This window comes from Ilumatobacter fluminis (assembly GCF_004364865.1).
GTDB classification, from domain to species: Bacteria; Actinomycetota; Acidimicrobiia; order Acidimicrobiales; family Ilumatobacteraceae; genus Ilumatobacter; species Ilumatobacter fluminis.
Window position 1 is genome coordinate 1,206,542 of the sequence record NZ_SOAU01000001.1, and the last position, 26,550, is coordinate 1,233,091.

Below are 26,550 nucleotides of genomic sequence, written 5' to 3' on the forward strand. Positions count from 1 at the left end.
GGCGTGGTCCGTATCCTCGGAACCATGATCGACCACGATGTCGTCGAACGCACGATCGCCGAAGCCCTCCGAACCGGGGCCGACTTCGCCGAGGTCTACGCGGAAGACAAACGCAACACCTCGGTCGCGCTCGACGACGGACGCGTCGAACAGGTGACGTCCGGTCGCGATCGCGGTGCCGGAATCCGCGTCATCAAGGGCGAGACGACCGGCTTCGCGCACACGAGCGATTTGTCCGAGTCGGGCCTCGCCGAGGCCGCCCGGGCCGCAGCGGCGGCCGCCAGCCAGGGCGACGGCGGTGTCCGCACCGTGGCGCTCTCCCAGTCGCCGGCGCATCGGCCGAACTCGATCGTCACCTATCCGGAAGACATCGCGAAGGCCGACAAGGTCTCGTTGATGCAGCGCGTCGACGAGGCGGCACGGTCGTTCGGTAGCGAGATCGTCCAGGTCTCGGCCGGCTACGGCGACAGCCGCAAGCGCGTCCTGGTCGCGAACAGCGACGGGCTCCTCGCCGACGACGACGTCGTCCGGCTGCTCGTGCGCATCTCGGCGGTCGCGAGCGGCGACACCGGTATGCAGACCGGGTTCCAGTCGATGGGCCGGACCGTCGGCTGGGAGACCTTCGACGAGCTCGATGTCGAGGCGCTCGCCCGTGATGCGGCCCGCCAGGCGATCGTCAAGCTCAAGGCACGCCCCGCCCCGTCCGGCGCGATGCCCGTCGTCATCAAGAACGGCACGGGTGGCGTGCTCTTCCACGAGGCGTGCGGCCACGGTCTCGAGGCCGACCACGTCCAGAAGGGCGCCTCGGTGTACGCCGACAAGATCGGCGAGCTGGTCGCGTCGCCGCTCGTCACGCTGGTCGACGACGGCACGATGGGCACCGAGTGGGGCACGCTGGGCATCGACGACGAGGGCCACCGCACGCGCCGCAACGTCCTGATCGAGGACGGTGTGCTGGTCGACTACATGTGGGATCACATTCGTGCCCGCAAAGACGGCCGTGATCCGTCGGGCAACGGGCGTCGGCAGAGCTATATGCATCTGCCCATGGTCCGCATGACCAACACCTACGTGATGAACGGCGAGTCGGAGCCCGACGACATCGTCGCCGACACCGAGAACGGCGTGTACATCGCGCACCTCGGCGGTGGCAGCGTCAACACCGCCACCGGCGACTTCGTGTTCGGCATGAACGAGGCGTACCTGATCGAGAACGGCGAGATCACCGAGCCGCTGCGGGAGGGCAACCTGATCGGCAACGGCCCGCAGGTCCTCCGCGACATCGACCTACTCGGCAACGACTTCGCGATGGGCAACCCGGGCACGTGCGGCAAGGACGGCCAGGGCGTGCCGGTGGGCGACGGCCAGCCGACGCTGCGAGTGAAGTCGCTGACGATCGGCGGGACGGCGTCATGACCGACCTCGCGACCGGGCCCGCGGCCGGCCATGCCGACGGTGCCGAACTCCTCGAACTCGCCGACCGGGTGATCGCCCAGGCCAAGCCGGGCGAACAGATCGAGGCATTCGTGTCTCGCGGCGGCGACACCGAGGTCCGCGTGTACCAGGGCGAGGTCGAGCACTTCGTGTCCGCCCAGGCCGAAGGCATCGGGATCCGGGTCATCCGTGACGGCCGGACCGGTTTCGCCTACGCCGGCACGCTCGAGTCGTCGGCGATCGCCGAGGTGCTCGCCGAGGCCCGTGACAACGTCGAGTTCGGCACCCCCGACGAGTGGGCCGGCCTGGCCGAACCCGACGGTGTGCCGATGACCGACCAGTCGTTGTGGAACGACGAACTGGCCGAGTACCCGACCGATCGCAAGATCGAGCTCGCGATGGAACTCGAACGGCTCGCCGCCGGTGAGGACGCTCGCGTACGCATCGACGAGGCGAACTACGCCGACGCCCACGGTGAAGCCGCCGTCGCCACGACGACGGGTATCCGGCAGTGGGGTCGTGAGAACGGCTGCTACGTGAGCCTGTCGACCCTCGCCGACGAGGGCGACGAGACCCAGACCGGTTTCGGCTTCAGCGTCGGACGCACCCCCGACTCGCTCGACCTCGGTCGGGCCGCCCGCGAGGGCGCCGAGCGGGCGACGCGCCTGCTGGGCGCCACCAAGCCGGCGTCGAAGCGCACCACGATCGTGCTCGACCCGCTCGTGACCGCACAGTTCCTCGGCATCATCGCGTCGACGCTCAACGGCGAGGCCGTCGTCAAGGGGCGCAGCCTGTTCAAGGACCGCCTCGGTGACGAGGTCGCCCCGTCGTACGTGACCCTGGTCGACGACCCCACCAACCCGCTCGCCTACACCGCGACCGACGTCGACGGCGAGGGCCTGGCGGCCCGTCGCAACCCCCTCATCGAGGACGGCGTCCTGCGTCAGTTCACCCACAACTCGTACTCGGCCCGTCGCGCCGCCACGGTGTCGACCGGCAACGCCGTTCGCGGCGGGTTCGCCGGCACCCCCGGCGTCGGCGCCCTCGCGTTGTCGCTCGTGCCCGGCACCCGTTCGCAGAGCGAACTGATCGCCGGCATCGACGAGGGGCTGCTCGTGCAGAGCGTCTCCGGCCTCCATTCGGGCGTCAATCCGATCAGCGGCGACTTCTCGACCGGTGCCGCCGGCCTGATGATCCGCAACGGTGCGGTCGCCGAACCGGTCCGCGAGTTCACGATCGCGTCGACACTGCAGCGAATGCTGCTCGACATCGCGGAGATCGGTGGCGACCTCGACTGGCTCCCGATGCGCGCCGCCGGCGTCAGCCTCGTGATCCACGACGTCACGATGTCGGGCTCCTGAGCTGCGAACGCCCTGCCGCGTAACGGCGTCCCGCGCCGTTACGCTCGGCCGACGTGCCGTGGTACCAGGCGTTCGTGTTGGGGCTCGTCCAAGGGTTCTCGGAGTTCCTCCCGATCTCGTCGAGCGGCCACCTCCTGCTGACCCGCTGGGTGTTCGGCTGGGACCCGCCCGGTGACGAGTCGGTCGAGAAGGCGTTCGACGTCGCCCTCCACTTCGGCACGTTCATGGCGGTCGTCGCGTATTTCCGTCACGACCTGAAGCGGTACATCCGTGAAGGGGTCCGTCTGATCTGGAATCGCGAGAAGCCGATCGATCCGGACGGACGGATCGCGTGGCTGCTCGTCGTCGCCACGATCCCGGCGGCCCTGGTCGGGGTGGTGCTCGAGGACTGGATCGACGAACGCCTCGGCACGCCGGCGATCATCGGCGTGTCGTTGATCGTGTTCGGTGTGCTCCTGTGGTGGGCCGACCAGAAGCACGGCAAGCGCACGATCGACGAGTTCCACCTGAAGGACTCCCTGATCGTCGGTGCGGCACAGACACTCGCGCTCAACCCGGGCACGTCGCGGTCGGGCATCACGATGACGGCCGCCCGATGGATCGGTTTCGACCGCGACACCGCCGCACGGGTCAGCTTCCTCCTGAGTTTGCCGGTGATCCTCGGGGCGGTCGTCTTCAAGGTCGGTGGCCTGTTCGCCGACGGCGTTCCCGACGGGCTCGGCGGAGCACTGGTCATCGGCGTGATCACGAGTGCCATCTCCGGATGGGTCGCGGTGTGGGGCACCCTCGCGCTGGTGCGCAACTTCAGCTTCACGCCGTTCGTCGTGTACCGCATCGTGGTCGGCGTCGCCGTCCTGATCGCGGTCGCGTTCGGCGCCGGCTGACCGAGCTCACGGCATCCGCAGCAAGGTGACGCCCGACTCGTTGGCGAGTGCCACGATCGGGGCGACGTCGGCCGGCACCGCCACCATCGGCGCTCCGCCGAGATCGGCCACGACGAGTCCGTCGTCGGCCACGACGACGCCGTCGGTGGTCACGACCACCCGTTCGCCGATGGCGGCCGACGACGGCGCAGCCTCGACGATCGGCACCGCCAGCCAGCCGGCCGGGATCAGATCGGCGGGTGCCCCGTTCGGGGCGACGTCGACGTTCACGACGACCTCACCGGCACCGATCGCCTGTCGCGCCACCGTGCCCGACGGGTCGTGTCCGACGGGATCATCGGGGAGGACCACCGTCGGGTGGTCGGTCGGCGTCGCCGTGATCGGCTCGCCGGCGGCGACGCTGCGGTCGGTCACCCAGACCGTTCGCGTCTCGCCCCATCCGTCCCGCGCCGAGGTCACCTGGCGGCGGTGATCGGCCAAGGCCGCCAGGAACAGTGCACTGCACACGACCATGACGGTCCATCGCACCCACGGGCGCGGCGCCAGCACTCGACGGAGCAGCGCCATGCCGCTCCCCATTCGGTCGATGATCGACATCGCAACCCTCCTCGAGACGGGGGAGGGGAAGTCGGTGCGTCCGAGGCTATCCGTGTCCCGGCCCCGTGCGGGCCGTCAGCCGACCGACGGGATGGCGTGCTCCAGCACGTCGCGCAGCCGGGCGATGTTCTCGCGCATCACGGCGAGGACGCCGTCCATGGTCACCGGTTCGTGACCGTCGACGCCGGCGTCGTAGTCGGTGACCAGAGCGACCGACGCGTAGGCCATGCCGGCCTCGGCGGCGAGCACGGCTTCGGGCATGCCGGTCATGTTGACGACCGACCATCCCATCTCCCGGAACCAGCGGCTCTCGGCTCGGGTGGAGAAGCGGGGGCCGTTGATCACGACCATCGCGCCGCCGTCGTGGGCCGTCACCCCGACCCGGCGTGCGGCGTCGAGGAGGGCACGGCGCAGGCCCGGGTCGTATGGGTCGGCGAAGGCCTGATGGTGCAGCGGCTGGTCGAATCCCGGTGCGTCGTCGGGTGCGCCGCGATCGAAGAAGGTGGCGTCGCGACCCCAGGTGCGGTCGACGATCTGGTCGACGACGACGAAATCTCCCGGGTGCAGATCGGGTTGCAGCGAGCCGCAGGAACACGGACCGAACACGGAGCGGACGCCGAGCGACGCCATCGCCCAGATGTTCGCCCGGAACGGCACACGATGTGCGACGTAGTCGTGGTCGCGGCCGTGGCGGGGCAGGAACGCGACGGTTCGTCCGGCGACCTCGCCGACCGTGATCGCCGCGGAGGGCGCGCCGTACGGCGTGTCGAACTCGAGGTCGACCGGGTCGTCGATGAATTCGTAGAACCCCGATCCGCCGATGACGCCCACCTCGATGCCGAACTCGCTGGCCCGGTCGTCGAGGGGGATCAGCATCAGTCGCTCGACGAGCTACCGGTGGAGCTGCTCGACGACGAGCTGTCGCTCGAACCGCTGCTCGACGAGGAGCTGTCGCTCGACGTGCTGGTGGCAGTCGACGACGAGCTGCTCGACGAGCTCTTCTTCGATCCGGAACGGCTGTCGGTCTTGTAGAACCCCTGGCCCTTGAACGTGACGCCGACCGGCTGGAAGACCTTCTTCACCGGCATGGTCTTCCCGCTCTCGGGGTGCACGGCCTCGGTGAGGGTGTCCTCGTCGAACGACTGCTGGATTTCGATGGTTTCGTCGGTCTCGACGAACTTGTACACGTAGGTGGGCATGGCGTCACAAAAGATAGCGACAATGGGGTCGGATACGTTTCGTCGGGCCCGACGAAACGTATCCGACCCCATTCGGGTCAGGGGGTTCGGAACGAGTCGGTGACCTCGGTGGGGATGCCGTGGGCGTCGACGGTCACCGTGGCGGTGCCGTCGGCACGATCGACCACGTAGGTGTGTTCGTCGGTCCGGCGGTACGTGGCCGCCGCCGGCACGATGCCGAGTGTGTCGACGTCGACGTCGAGCACGACCGTGGGCGCCTCTTGGCCGACGGCGAGGGCGAGCCGACGGATCGGCCCGGCGTGACTGAACGGCGTGACCGCCATGGCGATGTCGATGCCGCCGTCGAGATCGACCCGATGGGCGCCGTTCATCTCCCCCCATCGTCCGTGTCCGTCGGTGCCGAGCCACAGGTCGGGCTCGGCGAGGTCGCGGAACAACAGGAACTGGCGCACCTGCCACATGGGGGAGAGGCGGACGACGTATTGAACGTCGTGGCTGCCGACCTGGCCGGTCGCCGTCCAGGCCTCGTTGTCCCAGACCAGGGTGAACGATTCCTCGTGGTTGCCGTCCCACGTCTGCCAGCGCGTGGCGTAGCCGTCGGCGGGGATGGGCTCGTGGAGCGGATTCACCGTTCCAGTGTGCCGTGGCGTGGCCGGTACGGTGCGGGTGTGAAACCGCTCGAAGACGCCCAGACGTTCGTGTTGTCCGAGTGCCCGCCGCACGACCCGGTCGCCGTCGATTTCGTCGTCGCCGAAGGTCTCGTCCTGGCCGACGACGTGGTCGCCACCGAACAGGTGCCGCCGTTCGACAACACGGCGGTCGACGGCTACGCGGTGATCGCCGCCGACGTCGCGGGCGCCGCCGACTCGCCGGTCGAACTGCCCGTCGTCGACGAGATCGCGGCGGGTGCCCACAGCGCGCATGTGCTGCAGCGCGGCGAGGCGATCAGGATCATGACCGGCGCCCCGATGCCCGCCGGTGCCGACGCCGTGGTCATGGTCGAGGACACCGAACGGGTCGGCGACGACCGTGTCCGCATCTCGGCGTCGGTCGAGTCGGGTGCGGCGGTCCGCCGGGCCGGTGACGACGTCCAGCCCGGCGACCTGCTGTTCGAGGCGGGCACCGTGGTCACCCCGGCCATCGTCGGCGTGCTGGCCTCGATCAACGCACGGCGAGTACACGTTCACCCCCGGCTGAAGGTCGCCGTGTTGTCGACCGGCGACGAGCTCGTCGAGGACGGGCGCGAGCTGCAGCCGGGCGAGATCCGCGAGAGCAATCGGCGGATGCTCGCCGGCATGCTGCGCGAGACCGGTTGCGAGGTGGTCGACGTCGGCATCGTCCGAGACGACGAGGACGCGCTCGAGACCGTGCTCCTGAACGCGGCGGCGTCGTGCGACGCGATCGTCACGAGCGGCGGCGTCAGCATGGGCGACTACGACGTGGTCAAGGCCGTCCTCGGCCAGATCGCCGACATGACGTGGATGCAGATCGCGATCAAGCCCGCCAAGCCGTTCGCGTTCGGCAAGATCGAGGGCACGCCGATCTTCGGACTGCCGGGCAACCCGGTGAGCTCGATCGTCAGTTTCGAGATGCTCGCCCGTCCTGCTCTGCGCCGGATGATGGGGCACCGACGCCTCGCCCGGCCGAGCCTCGTCGCCGTCGCCGACGAGGGGTTGCCCCGCCGCTCCGACGGCAAGGTCCACCTGGTTCGGGTGCTGGCCGAGTTCGGCGACGACGGTCGTTGCCATGTTCGCTCCGCCCGGGCCCAGGGCAGCCACCAGCTCGCCGCCACAGCCCTCTCGAACGCGATCGCCATCGTCCCCGACGGCGACGGCATCCCCGACGGCGCCGACGTCGCCATCGTCATGCTCCAGGGCTGACCCCGTCCGTACGGGGAATCGCCCGTAGGCTGGTCGCATGGGAGCAGGGGAAGCTCGTGATCTGGTCGACCCGTACGGTCGCGTCGTGCGCGACCTGCGCATCGCCGTCACCGACCGCTGCAACTTCCGGTGCACGTACTGCATGCCCGAGGAGGGCATGGAGTGGATGCCCCGCTCGGAGATCCTCACGTTCGAAGAGATCACCCGCGTCGCCCGCATCTGCGTCGAACAGTACGGCTTCACCGGCATCAGGCTCACGGGTGGTGAGCCCACGATCCGAGCTCACTTCAGCCGGCTGGTCAGCCAGCTGTCCGGGCTCGGCATCGACGTGGCGATGACCACCAACGCTGCGACGCTCCGCAACACGGCCCACGATCTGCATGCGGCAGGGCTGAACCGCATCAACATCAGTCTCGACACGCTCGACCGCGAGAAATTCGAGCGGATGACCCGCCGCGACGAGTTGGAGAACGTCCTCGCCGGCATCGACGCGGCGATCGACGCCGGTTTCGAGCCGGTGAAGATCAACGCCGTGATCGAACGCGGCGTCAACGACGACGAGCTCGTCGATCTCGCCCGCTTCGGGCGCGACACCGGCGTCGAGGTCCGGTTCATCGAGTTCATGCCGCTCGACGCCACCGACGAATGGCAGCGGTCGAAGGTCGTCGGCCAGGACGAGATCGTCGCCCGACTCTCCGAGGTGTGGGAACTCGAACAGGTGCCGGCCCGCGGCGCCGCGCCGGCCGACCGGTGGCGGTACACCGACGGCGGGGGACTGGTCGGCGTGATCCCGACGGTCACGAAGCCATTCTGTGGCGACTGTGACCGCGTCCGGCTCACCGCCGACGGTCAGCTCCGAACCTGCCTGTTCTCGACCGACGAGTTCGATCTCCGTGCCGCTCTGCGCGACGGCGAGACCGACGAGCAGATCGCCGCTCGCATCGAGGCTGCCGTCGGTACGAAGTGGGCGGGTCACCAGATCAACCAGGTCAACTTCATCCGCCCGAAGCGGAACATGAGCCAGATCGGCGGCTGAGTGCGACGCGGCGCGGCGATCGGGATGCTGGTCGCCGCCGGCGTTTCGGCGTCGGCCGTCGCCGCCCTTTCCGTCATCGACGAACCGGCGGTCGTCGACACCGTCGCAAGGCGGGTGCGATCGGCGGTGCCGACCGTCGGGGGGTGCGACGTGTTCCCGGCCGACAACGCCTGGAACCGCGACGTCTCGGCCGACCCGCTCCGTGCCGACTCCGATGCGATCATCGCCACGATCCAGTCGAACGGCGGGACCCGGCTGCACCCCGACTTCGGCGAGAACCCGGACTACGGCATCCCGTACGTGGTCGTTCCACCCGATCAACCGCTGGTGCCGGTCGACTACGTCGCGTACGGCGACGAGAGCGACCCGGGTCCGTTCCCGATCCCGCTCGACGCGCCGGTCGAGGGTGGCAGCGCGGCCACCGGTGACCGTCACGTCCTGGCGGTGCGAGCCGGCACGTGCGAGCTGTTCGAGCTGTACCGGGCCTTCCCGACCGGCAACCGCTGGCGCGCCGACAGCGGCGCCCGGTTCGACCTGTCGTCCAACGCGCTCCGGCCCGCCGGTTGGACGTCGGCAGACGCGGCCGGGCTCCCGATCCTGCCCGGCTTGGTCCGCTACGAGGAGGTGGCGTCGGGCGCCATCCATCACGCGATCCGGGTCACGTTCTCGCGCACGCAGCGGGGCTACATCGCTCCCGCCACCCACTTCGCCTCCACGCGTACCGACCCGACGCTGCCGCCGATGGGGTTGCGCCTTCGTCTGAAGGCGTCGTACGACGTGAGCAGCCTGTCGGGGCAGGCGAAGGTGATCGCCGTGGCCATGCAGCGGTACGGGTTGATCGTCGCCGACAACGGGTCGAACTGGTACTTCCAGGGAGCGCCCGACCCGGGCTGGGACGACGACGACCTGAACCAGCTGAAGGCGGTGCCGGGCACCGCCTTCGAGGTCGTCGACACGGGTTCGATCCAACGGTGACCCTGCCCGGGGCCGGTGCGGCGAACTAACCTCGTGGCCGCATGAGTGACGCCGCGAACGACCTCGAGTTCACCCACCTCGACCCGCTCGGGCACGCCCGGATGGTCGACGTGACACCGAAGGAGCCGACGCACCGCCGTGCGGTTGCCCGCTGCAAGGTGTTCATGAAACCGGAGACGACGGTGGCGATCGCCAACCGTGAGGTCAAGAAGGGTGACGTGTTGGCCGTCGCCAGAGTGGCCGGGATCCAGGCCGCCAAGCGGACGGCCGATCTGATCCCGCTGTGTCACCCACTCCTCGTCGGTGCGGTCTCGATCAGCTTCGACATCGGTGACGATCACGTGGCGGTCGAGACGTTCGTCGACACCGTCGACCGGACCGGCGTCGAGATGGAAGCGCTGCACGCCTGTGCGACTGCGGCGCTCACGATCTACGACATGTGCAAGTCGGCCGACCGTGCGATGACGATCGGCGAACTCGCGCTGTGGGAGAAGACGGGCGGCCGTTCGGGCACCTATCGCCGGGTCGAGGACTGAGACTGCGTAAGCTCTCGCACATGTCCCCGACGGCACCAACCCTGCGACGGTGTCCGGGAGATGGACGACAGATGACGAATCACACCTCCTGCGTTGCCGTACCTGTTACAAATGTCGTAGAATCGTAATGAAACGTCGTTCTTGTGATCGCGGCCTCGCGAACCGGAACCGATCGAACGCTCCCGCCGAAAGACTCTGAAGGAACTCACACACATGGGCGAACTCGTCCTCCTGGTGATCGCCGCCGCTTGGGCGGCCGTGCTGATCCCGCCGCTGCTCCGTAACCGCATCGAGAACCGACCCAACTCGTCGGTGACCGACTTCCGTCGTCAGCTCAACAAGCTGCAGAGCACCGTGCCCAGTCGGGCGGGTGCCCCGATGCGCGGCATGGCCCGCCCGCTCGCCCAGTCGCCGCTCCAGCGTCCCGCCGCCGGTGGACGCCCCGGCCAGCAGCCGGCGCAGCTCCGTCGTGGTGCCGGTGGTCGCACCCACGGCGCCCGCTCCGGCGCGCAGGTTCGCGAGCGGGAGCAGGCTCCCCGTCAGCGCAGCCACGGCGACCCCACCGGTGGCCAGCGTCGTCCCCAGTACCGCGACGAACAGCCCCGTCAGCGGAGCCACGGCGATCCGACCGGTGGCCAGCGCCGTCCGCAGCACCGCGACGAGCGCCGTCCGGCGGCCGCCTCGAACGAGATGATCCGTCGTCGCCGCTCGAACGTGCTGTTCATGCTCGTCGTCACCGTCGCTGCCACCCTGTTCCTCGCTGCGACCACTCAGTCGGCCGTCATGCTGTACGTGTTCGCCGCAGCGTTCCTCGCCCTGTGTGCCTACGGCTACATGCTGTCCCAGGCCCGCCAGCGCGAGACCAGCTCGTGGCCGAGCGACTGGATGCAGCACTGAGCCACTGATCCGGCTCGTGCGAGCCGAACCGGGCGGTGCAACCGTCCATGGCGCCGCTACACTGCGGCCGTCACTTACGGGGCTGTAGCTCAGTTGGCAGAGCGCTTCGTTCGCAATGAAGAGGTCAGGGGTTCAATTCCCCTCAGCTCCACCAGAACCGTGAAGATCCGGCCCCTCGGGGCCGGATCTCGTCGTCTCGGGCCGTGGTGAGCCGGGGCGCCCGAACCCGCTCGACATAACCCCGTTCGTGCGTGCCCGAGCGACCGTCGGTGGAGTACGTTGCCGACCATGATTCTGCGCTCCATGCGTGGGCGGGCGCTGTTCGTGGTCGGGGCGGTTCTGGCGACCTCGATCGTGGCGATCGTCCAACCGGTGACCCCTGCAACGGCCGCTGCGGCGGCCAGTGTCAGCTGCGCGCCCACGCCGGCCGGGCCGGACGCCGACGTGCCGCCGTTGGCCAGCTTCACGGCACAGGAGCCGCCGCAGCGCCTGGTCGACACCCGCATCGGCACGGGCGGCGTGACCGGACGGGTCGGTGCCGGCTGCACCATGCGCATCGACGCGTCTGCGGCCGGCGTGCCGACGGCGGCCGAGGCGCTCGCCCTGTCGGTGACGGCGCTGGCGACCGAGCGGGGCTACCTCACCGTGTTCCCGTGTGCGTCGGGACGGCCCGAGACCTCGAACGTCAACGCCCGCACCAACCAGATGCCGACGCCGAACCTGGCGATCGCGCTGCTCGACGACGACGGAACCGTGTGCATCTTCAGCCAGAAGGCCGCTCACCTCGTGGTCGACATGACCGGATGGTGGACCGCGGACGGCGCGACGCGGTTCCGATCGATCTCGCCCGAACGTGTCGAGGACACCCGCCTCGGCGGCGGTGCAGCGGTGCCCGCCGAGACCAACCACGAGATCGACCTGTCCGGCATCGTCCCCGCCGGAACCTCGGCCGTGGTCGCCAACCTGACCGTCGCCCGGCCCGCCGGACCCGGCTACGTCACGGCGTTCCCGTGCGGCGCCACACCGGCGTCGTCCAACCTGAACTTCCTGGCCGGCGAAGCCCGCGCCGTGGCGATCACGGTCGGCATCAGCAACGACCTCAAGCTCTGCACCCGATCGAACGTCGCCCACCACGTCGTCGTCGACCTGATGGGCTTCTACGAGCCGACTCCGCAGTTCGGTCCGACCGCATCGCTGACGCCGGTCGCCGGCACGCGCCTCGCCGACTCCCGGACGGCTGCAGCGCCGTGGACGTCACGGTTCGGTGCCGGGACGGTGCGCTCGTTGCGCCCGACCGCGGGTCGCGCCGACGATTCCCAGGCCACTGCCGTCGTCGTCAACACGGTCGCGACGGGTGCATCGGGGCCGGGCCACGTCTCGATCTTCCCGTGCGACGTCGACGTGCCGTCGACGTCGGTGCTCAACTTCACCGCCGGCGAGGAGGCGACCAACCTGGCCGTGGTCGACCTGTCGGCCGACGGTGAGATCTGCTTCTACGCCTCGACACCGGTCGACCTGGTCGTCGACCTGTTCGGGGTGATGGCGGCGCCGAGCGGTTCGCTGGTGGAGCATCTCCGGTTCGATGCCCACACCTGGCCGGCCTACTCGCCGGCGGCGACCGACTACGCAGTCGAGTGCGACGACGCCCCGGTCGATCTCGAACTCGACCCCCTCGTCGGCACCACGATGCGAGTCAACAACGTGCCCGTCAGCGGCGGCACCATCCGGCTGCCCGGCGACGACGACCGGCTCACGACCGTGTCGCTCCGACGCGGCTCGACGACGCAGATGTACTACTTCCGGTGTGTCCCCGACGGGTTCCCCCGTCTCGAGGCCAACCGGCCCGGTACCCCCACACCGGGCTGGTACCTGACGCTCACCGGCATGACGGGCGGCGGGTCGTTCGCCGTGATCCTCGACGAATACGGCGGGCCCGTCTGGTACAAGCGACTCGACCGCAGCGGGACCGACATCGAACGACGCAGTGACGGCCGGATCGTCTGGGTGCCGAACCTCGGTTCGCGGTACGGCATCGAGCCCGACGCCGGCTACCGGGCCATCAGCCTCTACGGCACACTGGTCGACGAGTACATCTCCTACGACGAGGGCGGCGTCGAACACCCGACCGATCATCACGACTTCGTCGAACTGCCGAACGGTCGCTATGCCTTGATCAGCTACCCGATCGTCTCCGGGGTCGACCTCACGGCGCTGCCGGGCAACGGGTGGACGGCGAACGACACGATCGCCGACAACGTGATCCAGGAGTTCGACGCCAACGGCAACGTCGTCTGGTCGTGGACGCTGAGCGACCACTTCGGCTACGACGAGGTCCCGTACCCGGTTCGGTGGGACGCCGGCGGACCGGTCGACGTGTGGCACATGAACGCATTGACCGCAACCGACGACGGCAGCGGCGACTACATCGTGACCGCCCGACACCTCGACGCGGCCTTCCGAGTCGATCGGGTGACCGATCAGATCGACTGGATCCTGGGCGCCCTCCCGGTCAGCGCGCCGCAGTTGTCGGGTGCGCCTCGCCTCCAGATCCTGAACGACCCGCTCGGCGGGCCGCGCCGCCCCCACCACGCCCAGCTGAACGGCGACGTCGTGACGCTGTTCGACAATCGCACCGACATGGGGCAGGCGTCGCGTGCCGTCGCCTATCGGATCGACACGGTGGCCGAGACGGCGACGTTGTTGTGGTCGGTGAGCGCTCCGTCCGGTCAGACGGCATTCGGGCTCGGCTCGGTCGATCCGGCGGGTGACGGCTCCTTCGTCGTGGGTTGGGGGCCGGTCCAGCCGATGATCCAGGAGTTCGACGCCAACCGGAACCTGGTGTTCGAGGTGCGTCAGTTGCCGGGCGGCCAGATCTACCGAGTGCTGAAGGAGCCGAAGGCGGCCTGGTCGGCCAGCCAGCTCAGGGCTGCGGCGGGCGGTATCGCCGAAGCTCCCTGACGAGGGTCGTGATTCGAGCAGTGTTCACGGGCGCTGCTGGAACCACCATGCGACCGCCTCGCCGCGTCCTCGAACGTGCAGCTTGCGGTAGATCGCGGCGGCATGGTGCATGACGGTTTTCGGGCGGATGCCGAGCGCGGCGGCGACGTCCTTGTTCGTCCCACCGTTCGCGAGTTCCCGGAGCACCTCGACTTCCCGAGCGGTGAGGTCGGCGCCGTCGTCGGTCGCGATGTCGTCGTGGTCCGTCTCGTGCTCGCGACGCAACTCGCTCACGACTCGGGCAGCGAACGCCGTCGCCCGATCGAACGTCATCATGGTGCCGTCGGTGAACGCCGAGACGACCCCGGCGTCGGCCGATGCGCGAGCGTCGGCGATGGCCGACCGGACTCGTCGGACGAGGTCGAGTGGGAGGCTGCTCTCGAATCCGTCGACCTGCGCGTCGAGGACGCCGAGCAGGGTCGCGGCGGCGACGTGCTGCTCCCGGATCGAGGCCATCGTTGCGAGGGCGGTGAACGGCGGACACGTGTACCACGTCCAGGTGCCGGCACGACGTGCGATCGACAGTGACTCGTCGGTCAGATCGAGCGCCGGGCCGACGTCGCCCGCGGCGAGGGCCTCCGACGCTGCCGCCGGCACCACCCACGTGAGGGTGCGAGTGTCGTCGTTGCGGCGGGCGATGTCGGCGAGGTCGACGAGCGTCGGCACCACGATGTCGGTCGCCTGACCGGGCGGCAGGGTTCGGAGCAGTCCGGCCGCTGCGACCATCCCCGGCTCGTCGCCGATCTGACGTGCCCGGCCGAGGGCCGTGCCGGCCCACTGCCGCGCCGTGGCGACGTCGCCGTCCTGATGGGCGAGCATGCCCAGCCAGACCTCGAAGCGCACGACGCTCGCCTGGTCGCCGAGTTCTGACGCCGTGGACCGACCGAGTCGGGCGAGGTCGATGACGTCGGCGCGATCGGCGAGTGCACGTGCGGGCCGGACTGCGAGCGCCAGGAGTCGGACTCGGACATCGGGCTCGACCCGGTCGAGCAGGGCGAGTGAACCGGCGCGCTGATCGATGAACTCGTCGAGTTCGACGTCGACGACGACCCGTTCTGCGAGCAGGTTCGCGAGCCAGCCGCGAGCGATCGCCGTGGAGGGTTCGGATACGGTTCCGTCGGCGAGCTCGACGGTGCGTCGCGCCAAAGCGACCTCGTCGGCCAGGACGCCCCGTCCGAGCCAGACCGGGGCCAATGCCACGGTCAGATTCGCCGCTGCGTCGGCGTCGCCGCTGTCGAGGGCGTCGACGAGTGCGGCCCTGAGGTCGTCCTCGGCGGCGGTGAGACGTGGATCGGGTAGTCCGGTCTCGCCACGGGAGGTCGACGTCGCCTCGGCGGCGAGTTCGGTCGCCCAGCCGAGCCGTGCCGTGCGTCGGCGTGTGTCGTCGACGTCGGTGGCGCGATGTCGGAGTACCTCGGCGACCAGCGGGGGGAGCGAGTAGAGGCTGCCGTCGGCGGCATGATCGGCGTCGACGAGGTGGGCGTCGACGAGGCTCGACACGACCTCGAGTAGGTCGTCGGATCGGTCGTCGACGACCCGCTCGAGCGCCTCGACCGGGACCGGGCCCTCGAACACGCTGAGTGCGGTCAGCACCGAGACCGCTCGGTCGGCGAGGTCGGCGGCCGACCACTGGATCGTCCCGAGCAGGTCGTCGGTGCCGTCGAGGAGATCGGCCACCGCCGAGTGCCGATCGGAGGCGAGCTGTTCGGCGAGTGATGTCGGGGAGTACGCCGGGGTGCGTGCGGCGAGGAGCTCGATCGCCATCGGATGCCCACCGACGGCTCGGGCGATGTCGGCGACCGCTCGGAGATCGGTGCCGTCCCAGTCGGCGGTGCTCCCGCTCCGCACTGCCACGTGCCGGAACAGCTCGATGGTCGGTTCGGCGGCGAGCGTCTCGGTCGTGGCGTCGGGTTCGGGGACCGGCAGGGCGGGGACACGCACGATCCGTTCCCGGGGGAGGCGGAGCGGGCCTCGGGCGGTCGCGACGACATCGACGCCTCGGTCGACGAGACGGGCGACAGCCGCCAGCTGTTCGCCGTCGGTGACACCGTCGACGACGACGAGGTCGCCCGCGCCGACGTCGTCGGCGGACGGGAGGTGGTGCGGGAGCGTCGTGGCGGCGATCCAACGGTGTGGGCGGTCGGCGAGGGCGCCCCGCACGACTGTTGTCTTGCCGACCCCTGGGAGGCCGGTGAGGGTGAGGAGACCGAGGCCGCCCCGGTCGACCAAGGTGGTGATCTGGTCGATGAGCCATCCCCGCCCGATGGGAGGCTTCGGTCCGATCGGCGGATCGATCGGCATGTCGGCAGTATCGCATCGACCACGCTCGGTGGGCGAATTCTCGATCCTGCCTGCTCGGTCGCGCACGGAGGTTGGATGCGAGCCGTTCGGCCGATTGGATGAATGATCATTCATTCAGTTCGAGGTAAGGAGAGAACGATGAGCTGGACCACGAACGACATCCCCGACCTGAGCGGCAAGATCGCCGTCGTCACCGGTGCCAACGGCGGGCTGGGGCTCGAGACGAGCCGAGCGCTCGCTGCAGCTGGCGCACACGTCGTCATGGCGGCACGTAACCAGGACAAGGCCGCGAACGCTCGCGATGACATCCTCGCCGGTCTGCCCGATGCCTCGCTCGAGATCGTCGAGCTCGACCTGGGCTCGTTCGAGAGCACGACGGCGGCCGCCGCGACGATCGTCGCCGCACATCCGACGGTCGACATCGTCGTCAACAACGCCGGGTTGATGGCGATGCCCGAACGTCGGACAGCCGATGGCTACGAGATGCAGTTCGGCGTGAACCACCTCGGGCACTGGATCTTCACGGCAGGGCTCCTGCCGTCGATACTCGCCGCCGACGCAGCGCGCGTGGTGACGGTGTCGAGCACCGCCCACCACATGGGTCGCGCCGTCGACCCCGACAACGTCAACATGGAGGGCGAGTATTCGCCCTGGGGCGCCTATGGACGAGCGAAGCTCGCCAACCTCCACTTCGCGATCGGACTCCAGCGCGAGTTCGAACGGGCAGGGTTCGCCGCTCAGAGCCTCGCCGCGCACCCCGGGCTGTCGAACACCGATCTCCAGACCCACACCGTGGCCGAAGGTGGCGGCGGCTGGATGGCGTCGGCGTCCGAGTGGCTCGCCTCGAAGACCGGGATGTCAGCCGACGACGGCGCCCGATCGCAACTGCGGGCCGCGACGGACCCGAACGCGAAGGGCGGCGAGTTCTACGGACCGCGATGGGTCAACAACGGGGCCCCGATCCGCAAGCCCATCATCCGGCCCGGCATCGACTCGGCGATCGAGAAGCTCTGGCTCGTCTCCGAACGGGAGACCGGCGTGTCGATCGACGTCGAGGCTGCGGCGGGGTGAGCCCGGTCGACCGGCCGGCAGCGATCAGGAAGGCGTTGCGCGACCTCGTGGCGGAGCGAGGGTTCCACGGTGCCTCGATGGGAGCGATCGCCAAGGCAGCCGGCGTCGCAGCCGGGACGGCCTACGTCCACTACGCCTCCAAAGAAGAGCTCGTGTACGCGACGTACCTCGAGATCAAGGCCGCGTTGGGGTCGGCGGCGCTCGACGGCATCGATCCGACGGCGCCGCCGGCGGATCGTTGGCGTCACGTGATGACACGGGCATACGAGTTCTTCGCCGCCGAGCCCGAACGCGCCCGCTTCCTCACCCAGCTCGAAGAGTCGCCCTTCTACGCCGAGGCCCACGATCGATTGATCGCGGGCGGTGATCCGCTCGTTGCACTCGCCGAAGCGGACGACCTGGCGCCGCTTGTCGTCGAGCTGCCATGGCAGGCCGTCTACGGCCTGTCACTCGGCGTCGTGGTTCGTCTCGTCGCTGCCGGTGCGACGCTCACCTCGGCCGAGCTCGATCGACTGATCGAGGCGACGTGGCGAGCCATCACCCGGCCCGGCTGACGCCGGTCAGCCGGCCAGGGCGTCGCGGACCGCGTCCTCGTTCTCGACTCGAACGCGAGCGTTGACCCGCTGGCGTTCGAGCAACTGCTCGAGCGTCTGGACCGCCTGTTCGATCGGATGCTCGTCGAAGAACGCCTGCGCCTCGTGGACGTGCTCCGGACGGTCGAGCAGCTTCACCGTCTCGACCATGCGGACGATCGTGTTGCGCGGGAAGCGCTCGTTGGCCTCCGACCAGTGCTCGCGGACGAATCGCCACGCGACCTCGCCGTGCGAACGGTTGCCGATGCAGGCCCGGAGCAGGAACGGGGCGTTCTGGGTCTTGACCGCCGGGCTCATGGCGTACTCGCACGTACGCCGCACCAGCTCGTCGTCGTCGAACTCGGCGAGCAGATAGAGGTGGCGCAGTTGCGCCTGCGGTGTGTCGCCGTGCTGCGCGACGTGCAGGAACCGCTCGTAGGTGTCGGCATCGCCGGTCGCGGCGACCACGCCGGTCGCCGCGGCGGCGAGTTCGGCGTCGACCGAGGACGGATCGTCGTTCCAGGCGGCGTAGATCGCCGTCGCTCGGTCGACGGCGTCGGCGTCGGCGGCCTGGATCGCCATCATGCCCAGCAGGAGGCCTCTGGCCTTGGCGGTGAGGTCGGACTCGCCATCGGCAGGATCGCCGAGATCGGCGAGCGCCGGACCGGCGAGATCGCTCACGACGGCACGGAACCCGTCGACCGACGGTCCCTCCTCCGGCAGGAGGCGTCGTACGCCACGCAGCCCGATCGCGAGTGCCTGCCAGACGCCGTAGTCGCGCTCGGCGGCGAACCGTCGAGCCAGCTCGACGAAGTCGGCGGCACTCATCGTGCCCGCCGTCACCGCGTTCCACGCGTCGTCGACGAGGTTGTAGCGCTCGAGGGTCGACAGCGACGCGACCACCTCGGCGGTCAACCGCTCGCGCAACTCGTCGGAGTACTCGACCCGGAAGAAGCCGTGGCCGTCGGCATTGACGACGATCGGACCGTCGCCGGCGGGCAGACGGATCTCGTCACCGTCGAGGAGGACGTCGGTCGACTCGTCGCCCTGGCGTACACGCACCGGCACCGCCCACAGCGAGGCATCGGCGATGTCGCGGTCGAACGAGAAGCGACGCTGCGAGAGCACGAGGTCGCCGCCGTCGAGCTTGGCCGACACGAGCGGGTAGCCCGGCTGCCAGATCCACGAGTCCATGATCCGTCGCACCGGCTCGCCAGAGGTGTGCTCGATCGCATCCCAGAGATCGCCGGTTTCGGTGTTCCCGTACGAATGGCTGGTGAGGTAGTGGCGAACCCCGTCGCGGAAGCGTTCCTCGCCGAGGTACTGCTCGAGCATGCGGAGCAGCGCGCCGCCCTTCTGATACGTCAGCACGTCGAACATGCCCTCGGCGTCGGCGGGGCTTCGCACCTCGAACTCGACCGACCGCGTCGACGAGAGCGAGTCGGTCTCGAAGGCCACACTGCGCTCCAGCCCGAAGCTGGTCCAGCGTTCCCAGTGTGGGGCGTAGGCGTCGCAGGCGGCGATCTCCATGAACGTGGCGAACGCCTCGTTCAGCCAGATGCCGTTCCACCACCGCATCGTCACGAGGTCGCCGAACCACATGTGGGCGAGCTCGTGCGCCACCACGTCGGCGACGAGCTGGCGTTCGTTCTGGGTCGAGGTGGCCGGATCGACGAGCAGCAGGTTCTCGCGGAACGTGATGCAGCCGAGGTTCTCCATCGCACCGGCGGCGAAGTCGGGGAGGGCGAGCAGATCGACCTTGTCGCTCGGGTAGGCGATGCCGTAGTAGTCCTGGAACCAACGCAGGCAGAACGTGGCGACGTCGAGGCCGAAGCCGGTCAGGTGGCTCTTGCCGGGCACGTGCACGAGCCGGACGGGAATGCCGTCGGCGTCGTGCCACTCGGTCGCCTCGAGCGGACCGACCACGAACGCGACCAGGTACGAACTCATCACCATCGTGTCGGCGAACCGGAGCTCGAGCTTGCCGTCGCGCTCGGTGCGATCGAGCTCGCGACCGTTCGACACCGCGAGCAGGTGCGGCTCGACGACCAACGTGATGCCGAACACCGCCTTGAAGTCGGGTTCGTCCCAGCACGGGAAGGCCCGGCGGCAGTCGGTCGACTGCATCTGGGTCGTCGCGATGACCTGCTCGTTGCCGTCGGTGTCGCGATACGTGCTGCGGTAGAAGCCGCGGAGCTGATCGTTGAGGATGCCCGTGAAGACGATGTGCAGCGAGTGATCGCCGGTCGTGACGCCGCCCTCCGGACGGACGACCAGTCGTTCGGTCGCCTCGTCGAGTTCGAACGTCGCCGGTGTGCCGTCGACCGTCACCGACGCGATGTCGAGCTCGATCGCGTTGAGGACGAACTCGTCGCTCGCCTCGTCGGTCGTCACCTCGATCGTCACCTGGCCGGTGAACGAGGCGGCGCCCAGATCGGGCTCGAGGGTGACGTCGTAGCGGCTCGGCCGGGTGTGGCGAGGGAGGCGGTACGGGTCGGCGGCGTGCGGAGCATCGACAGCAGTCACACCGCCGAGCGTATCGGTCGACCGGCCGACCGTTTCCTCGGGTTCGGGCACCAGCGGGCGCTATCTGTTCGTGATCGCTGCTGTACCGCTAGCGTCTCGACGGTGACCGGGCATCTTGCAGACTTCGACGGTGACGACGCACGCTTCGACGTGGTCGGGATCGGCAACGCACTCGTCGACGTGATCTCGCACGCGCCCGACGCGTTCCTCGACGAACACGGCCTCACCAAGGGGTGGATGGACCTGATCGACACCGATCGAGCCGTCATGCTCTACCAGGCGCTCGGCTCGGCGGTCGAGATGTCGGGCGGTTCGGCGGCGAACACCATGTGCGGCGTGGCCAGCTTCGGCGGCACGGCGGCGTACATCGGCAAGGTGTCCGACGACGAGCTCGGCCGGGTGTTCGGACACGACCTGCACGCCGTCGGGGTGAGCTTCCGTGCCGGGAGCCACGATCCCGACACGCCGACCGGTCGTTGCATCATCGTCGTCACCCCCGACGCCGAGCGCACCATGAACACCTACCTCGGCGCGTCGAGCCTGCTCGGCACCACCGACCTCGACGAGACGGCGATCGCCGACGGCCGGGTGCTCTACATGGAGGGCTACCTCTACGACCGCGACGATGCGAAAGAGGCATTCCGGCACGCCTCGACCGTCGCCCACGACGCCGGTCGCATGGTGTCGCTCACCCTGTCCGACTCGTTCTGCGTCGATCGGCACCGCGACGACTTCCGTGCCCTCGTGAGTGACCAGGTCGACCTGCTCTTCGGCAACGAAGCCGAGCTGATCGCCCTGTACGAGACCGAGACGTTCTTCGAGGCCGTGACGGAACTGCGCAAACACTGTGAGTTCGCCGCCATCACCGTCGGCGCCAAGGGATCGATCGTCGTCACCGGCGACGAGCTGATCGAGGTGGCTCCCCGTTCCGTGCCGAAAGTCGTCGATACGACCGGCGCCGGTGACCTCTACGCCGCCGGATTCCTCCACGGGCTCACGTCCGGGCAGCCTCTCGCTCGCTGCGGCGAGCTGGGCTCGATCGCGGCGTCGGAGGTCATCTCCCACGTCGGGCCGCGTCCGCTCGTCGAACTCCGCACCCTGGCCTGACCGGGCCCCGCCCGGGGCTGACGCGCCGCCGGTTCGGACCTACGCTGGTGACGTGACCGAATCTCCACGCACCGCCGCCGAGCGTTGGCTCGCCGCCGAACCCGACGACGACATCCGTGACGAACTCGCTCGGCTCGTCGACGGCGCCGCCGACGAGCTGACCGCCCGTTTCACCGGCCGACTGCAGTTCGGCACGGCCGGGCTGCGCGCCGCCGTCGGTGCCGGCCCGCAGCGGATGAACCGGTTGGTGGTCCGACAGGCCGCGGCCGGCCTCGGCGCCTACTTGCTCGATCAGGGCGACGAGGCACGAGACCGGGGCATCATCATCGGCTACGACGCTCGCCGCAAGAGCGACGTCTTCGCGCTCGACTCGGCCCGGGTCTGGGCGAAGATGGGCATCAGGGTCAAGCTGTTCGACCAGCAGGTGGCGACGCCCGTGCTGGCCTGGTCGATCACCGAAACCGGGTCGGCGGCCGGCGTCGTGGTCACGGCGTCGCACAACCCGCCCGCCGACAACGGCTACAAGGTGTACCTCGGCGACGGTGCGCAGATCGTGCCGCCCCACGACACCGGGATCGCCGAGTGCATCGACCGTTACGACCCGACCACCGTCGAACTGGCCGGCGCCGACGACCCGCTGATCGAGATGGTCGGCGATCCGCTCGTCGAGGCCTACATCGCGTCGGTGCCGGCAGTGCGGCGACGCCCTGACGTCGCCGGCGTCACGGTCGCTTACACGGCGATGCACGGCGTCGGCGGCGAGACGATCCTCCGGTCGTTCGCGGCGGCGGGGCTGCCGAAGCCGGCCGTCGTCGAGGCCCAGTTCGAACCCGACGGCACGTTCCCGACGGTCTCGTTCCCGAATCCGGAGGAGCCGGGGGCGATGGATCTGTTGCTCGAGACGGCGGCCGCCGCCGAGGCCCAGGTGGCGATCGCCAACGACCCCGACGCCGACCGACTCGGTGCGGCGATCCGCCAACCGGACGGTTCGTGGCGGCGCCTCGGTGGTGACGAGATCGGCTGGTTGTTCGCCGACTACATCCTGTCGACGACCGAGGGTGACGACCGGTTGGCGGTGACGACCCTCGTGTCGTCGTCACTGCTCGGCAAGATGGCCGAACGGCACGGCGTCGCGTCGGTCGAGACGTTCACCGGGTTCAAGTGGATCGCCCGCGCCGTGCACGATCATCCCGATCACCGGTTCGTGTTCGGCTACGAGCAGGCGCTCGGCTATCTCGTCGCCGGTCAGCCGCTCGACAAGGACGGCATCACGGCGGCCGTGCTGTTCGCCGAGATGGCGGCCGTCGCCGCGGCCGACGGCCGGACGATGCAGGACTGGCTCGACGACATCGCCGACCGGTACGGCAAACACGTGCTCGCCGATGCGTCGGTGCGGATGCCACCCGCCGAGGCCAAGGCCAAGGTCCTCGAGCTGCGCACCAACCCGCCCTCCGAGATCGGCGGTCGAGCCGTCCGTGCCACCGAGGAGTATCCCGAGGCCGATCTGCTGCGATTCGATCTCGACGGAGGCGTCAGGGTGCAGGTCCGTCCCAGCGGCACCGAGCCCAAAGTCAAGCTCTACGGCGAAGCCGTCGACGAAGACCCCGCCCCCTTCGTCGACGCCCTCGCCGCCCTCCTCACCTGACGAACAGATGGGGTCAGGCACCTTCTGTTCGGAGCAGGCGGGTTGGTCGAAGGGGTCGTGCACAGAAGGTGCCTGACCCCATCTGTTCACGACACCTTTCGTCAGCGGAGGGCGTAGATGCGGAACCGGGAGTTGGACCAGATGGCTTCGTAGCGGTCGCCGTGCTCGGTCAGCATCTCGTCGTCCATCGGTGCATTGACCTCGACCACGACGAGCGTCGGTGACCACTCGTCGGGGAGCGGCCGCCACTGGTCGACCTGGATCGATCGCCGGTCGGTCATCAAGGTGAGCGCTCGAGCCTTCGGACCCGCCACCACGTCGTCGGGTTCGCTGTTGGCGACGACCGCATCGAACATCTCGACCGCCGACGGGTGCGTCGGGCCGAACTCGACGGCGCCCGCCGCAGCGGTTCGGTCGGCGCTCTCGACGCGCAGGTTCACGTTCGCCAGGTTGCCCGCGACGATCGCCAGGCAGACGACGAACGCTGCCGCGAGACCCATCCATCGGCGTCGGTAGCCGACCAGGGTGGCCACGCCGACGAGTGCGAGCAGGAGCACGATCGGCCCGACCGTCGTCATGTACCGATTGATCGCCGACCGGAAGCTGCCACCGATCGCGAATGCGACGAGGCCGTACACGACGAGGTGGAGGTCGCGTCGGCGATGGATCGTCACGGCCGCCACGACACCGACGAGCATCGAGATCAGGACGAACCACATCGCCGCGAGCCCGAGCCCCTCGCTGCCGAGCACGGTGACGTAACGATCCCACGGCCGCTTGAGGCCGATGATGTCGGCGACGTGTCGGAAGTGGCGCTCGGAGAAGCGGTACGTGTTGCGAATGCTGGTGCCGTCGTACTGCGGCACGAGCGTGCTGGGCAGCGCGAACTGGAGTGTGTAGACCGTGACGAGTGCCGACAGGTGCGGTACCAGCACCCGCAGCACGAGGAGACGATCGCGGAACCACTCCCGCATCGGTGGGGCGCCGGTCGTGAGGAGTCCGAGTTGGGCGCCACCGATGGCGGCCGTCATCGCCAGACCTTCACGTCGGACGCTGAACGCCGCGGCGGCACCGACGCCGAGCAGGACCAGCGGCCACCATCGGGCGGTCACGTCGGTGAGCGTCTTCGAATCGACCGCGCAGTCGACCGCCACGAGCATGGCGAACGTCACGGCCAAGAACGGCCACTCCGACTGGATCAACTCGCTCCACGAGAACAGCGCCGGGGTCAAGGTGATCGCCGGTGTGCTGATAAAGGCGACCGCACGACCGAGCCGGCGCTTCACCAGGACGAACCAGGCGCAGGCGAACACACATGCGCTGAGCACCGGGACGACGGCGAGTGCGTCCACGTCGACGCCGACGACGGCCACGAAGGGGGCGAGGATGAGTGGGAAGCCCCACGGATAGAGCGGCGGACTGAACGGCGCGCCGAGCGACTCGGTGACGGTGAACTCGTTGTCGGCCGTCACTGCACCCGGGTTGCCGTCGACCAGGCTCTTCGCCTGGCGGATGTACAGCGCCCAGTCGTCACCCCACCAGTGGCCCGGTCGGTGGCTCGCGAACATGAGCGCCGCCATGGCGCCCACCATCAGGGCGAGGCCGAGACCGACGAGCACCGGGTGCGGCTGGCGCCACCACGGCGTCGCGCCCGAGTCGGGCGGCGTCTCTTCGGGGCTGTCGGGTGGGGGCGCGTCGACGGTCTGGTCGTCATCGTGCACCGCCGGAGGCGCGTCGTCGACGACCTGGCCGTCCATGTGGTCCGATCAGCCGCCGGTGCCGAACTGGCGGTCGCCGGCGTCGCCCAGCCCGGGCACGATGAAGGCCTGATCGTTCAGGTGATCGTCGATCGCAGCCGTGAAGATCTCCAGGTCGTAGCCGTCGTCGGCGAGCCGCTGGATGCCCTCGGGGGCAGCCAACGCACAGACGACCGTGATCGGAGCCGGCGCGCCGCGCTCGAGGAGCAGCTGGATCGTGTAGGCGAGTGACCCACCCGTTGCCAGCATGGGGTCGAGCACGATCACCGGCCGGCCGGCCAGGGAGTCGGGCAACTTGTTGACATAGGCGTGGGGCTCGAACGTCTCCTCGTTGCGGGCGACGCCGACGAAGCCGACGTCGGCCACCGGCATCAGCTCCTGCGCTGCGTGCACGAACCCGAGCCCGGCCCGCAGGATCGGGACGAGGACCGGCTGCACCGACAGGCGCTTCGCCGGCGCCGTCGTGAGCGGCGTCTCGACATCGACGTCCTCGGTCGGCAGGTTCTCCGTCGCCGCAGCGATCAGCAGGGTGCCGATCCGTTCGAGGTTGAGTCGGAAGAGCGCGTCGGGCGTCTCCTTGTCGCGGATCCGTCGCAACGAATCGGCGACCAGCGGATGATCGACCAGGTGGACTTCGACAGGCATCAGACAGCTCCTCGAGCAGGTTCGTTCGGGGTCGGGGACATCACTTGGCGCCGATCGTCGACTCGGCGCGGAGCAGGGCGTAGCGGGGCTTGATGTAGCCGTTGATGATCTTGAGCCGCTCCGGGAACGGGGCGAACGCCGACTTCATAGCGTTGATGGTGAGCCACTCGAAGTCGTAGAGGTCCCAGCCGAACGCATCGTGGAGCTGCTGCATCTCCTTGCTCATCGAGGTATCGCTCATCAGCCGGTTGTCGGTGTTGAGCGTCACGCGGAAGCGGAGACGGCGGAGCAGACCGATCGGGTGGTCGGCGATCGAGGCACAGACGCCGGTGTTGACGTTGGACGTCGGGCACAGTTCGAGGCAGACGCGCCGGTCGCGGACGAACGACGCCAGCCGTCCGAGCTGCTCCTCGCCGGGCGGGCCGGTGATGTCGTCGACGATGCGCACGCCGTGGCCGAGCCGGGCGGCACCGCAGTACTGAAGGGCTTCCCAGATCGACGGCAGGCCGAACGCCTCGCCGGCGTGGATGGTCGAGTGGAAGTTCTCGCGTGCCACGTACTGGAACGCATCGAGGTGGCGCGACGGCGGGTGGCCCGCCTCGGCGCCGGCGATGTCGAAGCCGACCACGCCACGGTCTCGGTTGGCGACCGCCAGCTCGGCGATGTCGCGGCTGTGCGCAGCGGTGCGCATCGCCGAGCAGATGGTGTAGATGGTCAGGTCGGTGCCGGCCGATCCCCGCTCGAATCCGGCCAGGACGGCGTCGAGCACCTCTTGCAGGGTGAGCCCGCCCTCGATGTGCAGCTCGGGAGCGAACCGCACCTCGGCGTACACGACGTTGTCGGCGGCGAGATCTTGGGCGCACTCGTAGGCGACCCGCTCGATCGCGTCCCGGTGCTGCATGACGCCGACGGTGTGGGCGAACGTCTCCAGATAGAGCACCAGGTCGTTGCGCTTGGCGCCACGGTTGAACCAGGCGCTGAGGTCGTCGACGTCGTCGGTCGGCAGCGTCGTGTAACCGTACTCCCGGGCGAGATCGACGACCGTCGCCGGGCGGACACCCCCGTCGAGGTGGTCGTGGAGCAACACCTTCGGCGCACGCTGGATCATCGGGTCGATCATGCGGCACCTC

The 26,550-nt window shown here is 69.2% G+C and carries 22 protein-coding genes and 1 tRNA gene; 14 read left to right on the forward strand and 9 right to left on the reverse strand.

The features are described 5' to 3' along the window. Positions 1-24: 24 nt before the first annotated feature. From BDK89_RS05365 to BDK89_RS05375, 3 genes are read left to right on the forward strand one after another with little or no spacing between them, the layout of a single operon-like run. Positions 25-1,416 carry a TldD/PmbA family protein gene (locus BDK89_RS05365; RefSeq protein ID WP_133867965.1) on the forward strand — a complete coding sequence of 464 codons (1,392 nt, stop codon included), beginning with the start codon at positions 25-27 and terminating at the stop codon, positions 1,414-1,416. Beyond that, the gene (locus BDK89_RS05370) at positions 1,413-2,795 is read left to right on the forward strand and encodes a TldD/PmbA family protein (RefSeq protein WP_133867966.1); all 1,383 of its coding nucleotides are present in this window, start codon (positions 1,413-1,415) and stop codon (positions 2,793-2,795) included. Before BDK89_RS05365 ends, BDK89_RS05370 begins: the two co-directional genes overlap by 4 nt. 53 nt (positions 2,796-2,848) lie before the next feature. Next, a complete protein-coding gene (locus tag BDK89_RS05375; protein WP_133867967.1) occupies positions 2,849-3,679 on the forward strand; it encodes an undecaprenyl-diphosphate phosphatase in 831 nt (276 codons plus the stop codon). A gap of 6 nt (positions 3,680-3,685) precedes the next feature. Here BDK89_RS05375 and BDK89_RS05380 read toward each other — a convergent pair whose 3' ends face one another. From BDK89_RS05380 to BDK89_RS05395, 4 genes are all read right to left on the reverse strand, one after another. Beyond that, on the reverse strand, positions 3,686-4,276 hold the full coding sequence (locus BDK89_RS05380) for a hypothetical protein (RefSeq protein ID WP_133867968.1): 591 nt from the start codon (positions 4,274-4,276) through the stop codon (positions 3,686-3,688). A gap of 75 nt (positions 4,277-4,351) precedes the next feature. Continuing rightward, positions 4,352-5,152: an S-methyl-5'-thioadenosine phosphorylase gene (locus BDK89_RS05385; RefSeq protein ID WP_133867969.1), complete on the reverse strand. Its 801-nt coding sequence runs from the start codon at positions 5,150-5,152 to the stop codon at positions 4,352-4,354. Continuing rightward, on the reverse strand, positions 5,152-5,475 hold the full coding sequence (locus tag BDK89_RS05390; protein WP_133867970.1) for an FmdB family zinc ribbon protein: 324 nt from the start codon (positions 5,473-5,475) through the stop codon (positions 5,152-5,154). Before BDK89_RS05390 ends, BDK89_RS05385 begins: the two co-directional genes overlap by 1 nt. 77 nt (positions 5,476-5,552) lie before the next feature. After that, entirely contained in the window at positions 5,553-6,104 is a 552-nt protein-coding gene (locus BDK89_RS05395) for a putative glycolipid-binding domain-containing protein (RefSeq protein WP_166657394.1), read from the reverse strand. A 39-nt stretch (positions 6,105-6,143) separates the two neighbouring features. Between BDK89_RS05395 and BDK89_RS05400 the strand changes: the two genes are divergently transcribed. The 7 genes from BDK89_RS05400 to BDK89_RS05430 all read left to right on the forward strand — a co-directional run bounded on the left by BDK89_RS05400 (position 6,144) and on the right by BDK89_RS05430 (position 13,757). Further along, positions 6,144-7,355: a molybdopterin molybdotransferase MoeA gene (locus BDK89_RS05400; protein WP_166657395.1), complete on the forward strand. Its 1,212-nt coding sequence runs from the start codon at positions 6,144-6,146 to the stop codon at positions 7,353-7,355. Positions 7,356-7,392: 37 nt separating this feature from the next. Continuing rightward, positions 7,393-8,391, forward strand: a complete 999-nt coding sequence (moaA, locus tag BDK89_RS05405) for a GTP 3',8-cyclase MoaA (RefSeq protein WP_133867972.1) — start codon at positions 7,393-7,395, stop codon at positions 8,389-8,391. Further along, a complete protein-coding gene (locus BDK89_RS05410; protein ID WP_208293974.1) occupies positions 8,392-9,366 on the forward strand; it encodes a hypothetical protein in 975 nt (324 codons plus the stop codon). Between the two features lie 41 nt (positions 9,367-9,407). Next, a complete protein-coding gene (gene moaC, locus BDK89_RS05415) occupies positions 9,408-9,902 on the forward strand; it encodes a cyclic pyranopterin monophosphate synthase MoaC (protein WP_133867973.1) in 495 nt (164 codons plus the stop codon). Positions 9,903-10,115: 213 nt separating this feature from the next. Further along, positions 10,116-10,799 carry a hypothetical protein gene (locus BDK89_RS05420; protein ID WP_133867974.1) on the forward strand — a complete coding sequence of 228 codons (684 nt, stop codon included), beginning with the start codon at positions 10,116-10,118 and terminating at the stop codon, positions 10,797-10,799. Positions 10,800-10,877: 78 nt separating this feature from the next. Beyond that, a tRNA-Ala gene (locus BDK89_RS05425) sits at positions 10,878-10,953 on the forward strand. Positions 10,954-11,087: 134 nt separating this feature from the next. Continuing rightward, the gene (locus tag BDK89_RS05430) at positions 11,088-13,757 is read left to right on the forward strand and encodes an aryl-sulfate sulfotransferase (RefSeq protein ID WP_133867975.1); all 2,670 of its coding nucleotides are present in this window, start codon (positions 11,088-11,090) and stop codon (positions 13,755-13,757) included. A 24-nt stretch (positions 13,758-13,781) separates the two neighbouring features. Here BDK89_RS05430 and BDK89_RS22550 read toward each other — a convergent pair whose 3' ends face one another. Continuing rightward, on the reverse strand, positions 13,782-16,097 hold the full coding sequence (locus BDK89_RS22550; RefSeq protein WP_133867976.1) for a LuxR C-terminal-related transcriptional regulator: 2,316 nt from the start codon (positions 16,095-16,097) through the stop codon (positions 13,782-13,784). Between the two features lie 138 nt (positions 16,098-16,235). Here BDK89_RS22550 and BDK89_RS05440 point away from each other — a divergent pair, with 138 nt between their 5' ends. Next, complete coding sequence (locus tag BDK89_RS05440; RefSeq protein WP_133867977.1) at positions 16,236-17,168, forward strand: oxidoreductase; 933 nt, start codon at positions 16,236-16,238, stop codon at positions 17,166-17,168. Next, positions 17,165-17,722, forward strand: coding sequence for a TetR/AcrR family transcriptional regulator (locus BDK89_RS05445; RefSeq protein ID WP_166657396.1), 558 nt, complete (start codon positions 17,165-17,167; stop codon positions 17,720-17,722). Before BDK89_RS05440 ends, BDK89_RS05445 begins: the two co-directional genes overlap by 4 nt. A 6-nt stretch (positions 17,723-17,728) precedes the next feature. Here the strand turns inward: BDK89_RS05445 and BDK89_RS05450 are convergent, their stop codons facing one another. Beyond that, on the reverse strand, positions 17,729-20,266 hold the full coding sequence (locus BDK89_RS05450; protein WP_133867979.1) for a M1 family metallopeptidase: 2,538 nt from the start codon (positions 20,264-20,266) through the stop codon (positions 17,729-17,731). Positions 20,267-20,368: 102 nt separating this feature from the next. On the opposite strand from BDK89_RS05450, the gene BDK89_RS05455 reads away from it, so the two are divergent. Beyond that, the gene (locus BDK89_RS05455; RefSeq protein WP_243839103.1) at positions 20,369-21,373 is read left to right on the forward strand and encodes an adenosine kinase; all 1,005 of its coding nucleotides are present in this window, start codon (positions 20,369-20,371) and stop codon (positions 21,371-21,373) included. Between the two features lie 52 nt (positions 21,374-21,425). Beyond that, a complete protein-coding gene (locus BDK89_RS05460) occupies positions 21,426-23,018 on the forward strand; it encodes a phospho-sugar mutase (RefSeq protein ID WP_133867980.1) in 1,593 nt (530 codons plus the stop codon). Positions 23,019-23,119: 101 nt separating this feature from the next. Here BDK89_RS05460 and BDK89_RS05465 read toward each other — a convergent pair whose 3' ends face one another. Genes BDK89_RS05465 through BDK89_RS05475 form a run of 3 tightly spaced genes read right to left on the reverse strand, consistent with a single transcriptional unit; the run spans position 23,120 to position 26,528 of the window. Next, a complete protein-coding gene (locus BDK89_RS05465) occupies positions 23,120-24,775 on the reverse strand; it encodes a glycosyltransferase family 39 protein (RefSeq protein WP_133867981.1) in 1,656 nt (551 codons plus the stop codon). A gap of 9 nt (positions 24,776-24,784) precedes the next feature. After that, a complete protein-coding gene (gene upp, locus BDK89_RS05470) occupies positions 24,785-25,420 on the reverse strand; it encodes a uracil phosphoribosyltransferase (protein WP_133867982.1) in 636 nt (211 codons plus the stop codon). 40 nt (positions 25,421-25,460) lie between these two features. After that, complete coding sequence (locus BDK89_RS05475) at positions 25,461-26,528, reverse strand: adenosine deaminase (protein ID WP_243839104.1); 1,068 nt, start codon at positions 26,526-26,528, stop codon at positions 25,461-25,463. Positions 26,529-26,550 lie beyond the last annotated feature (22 nt).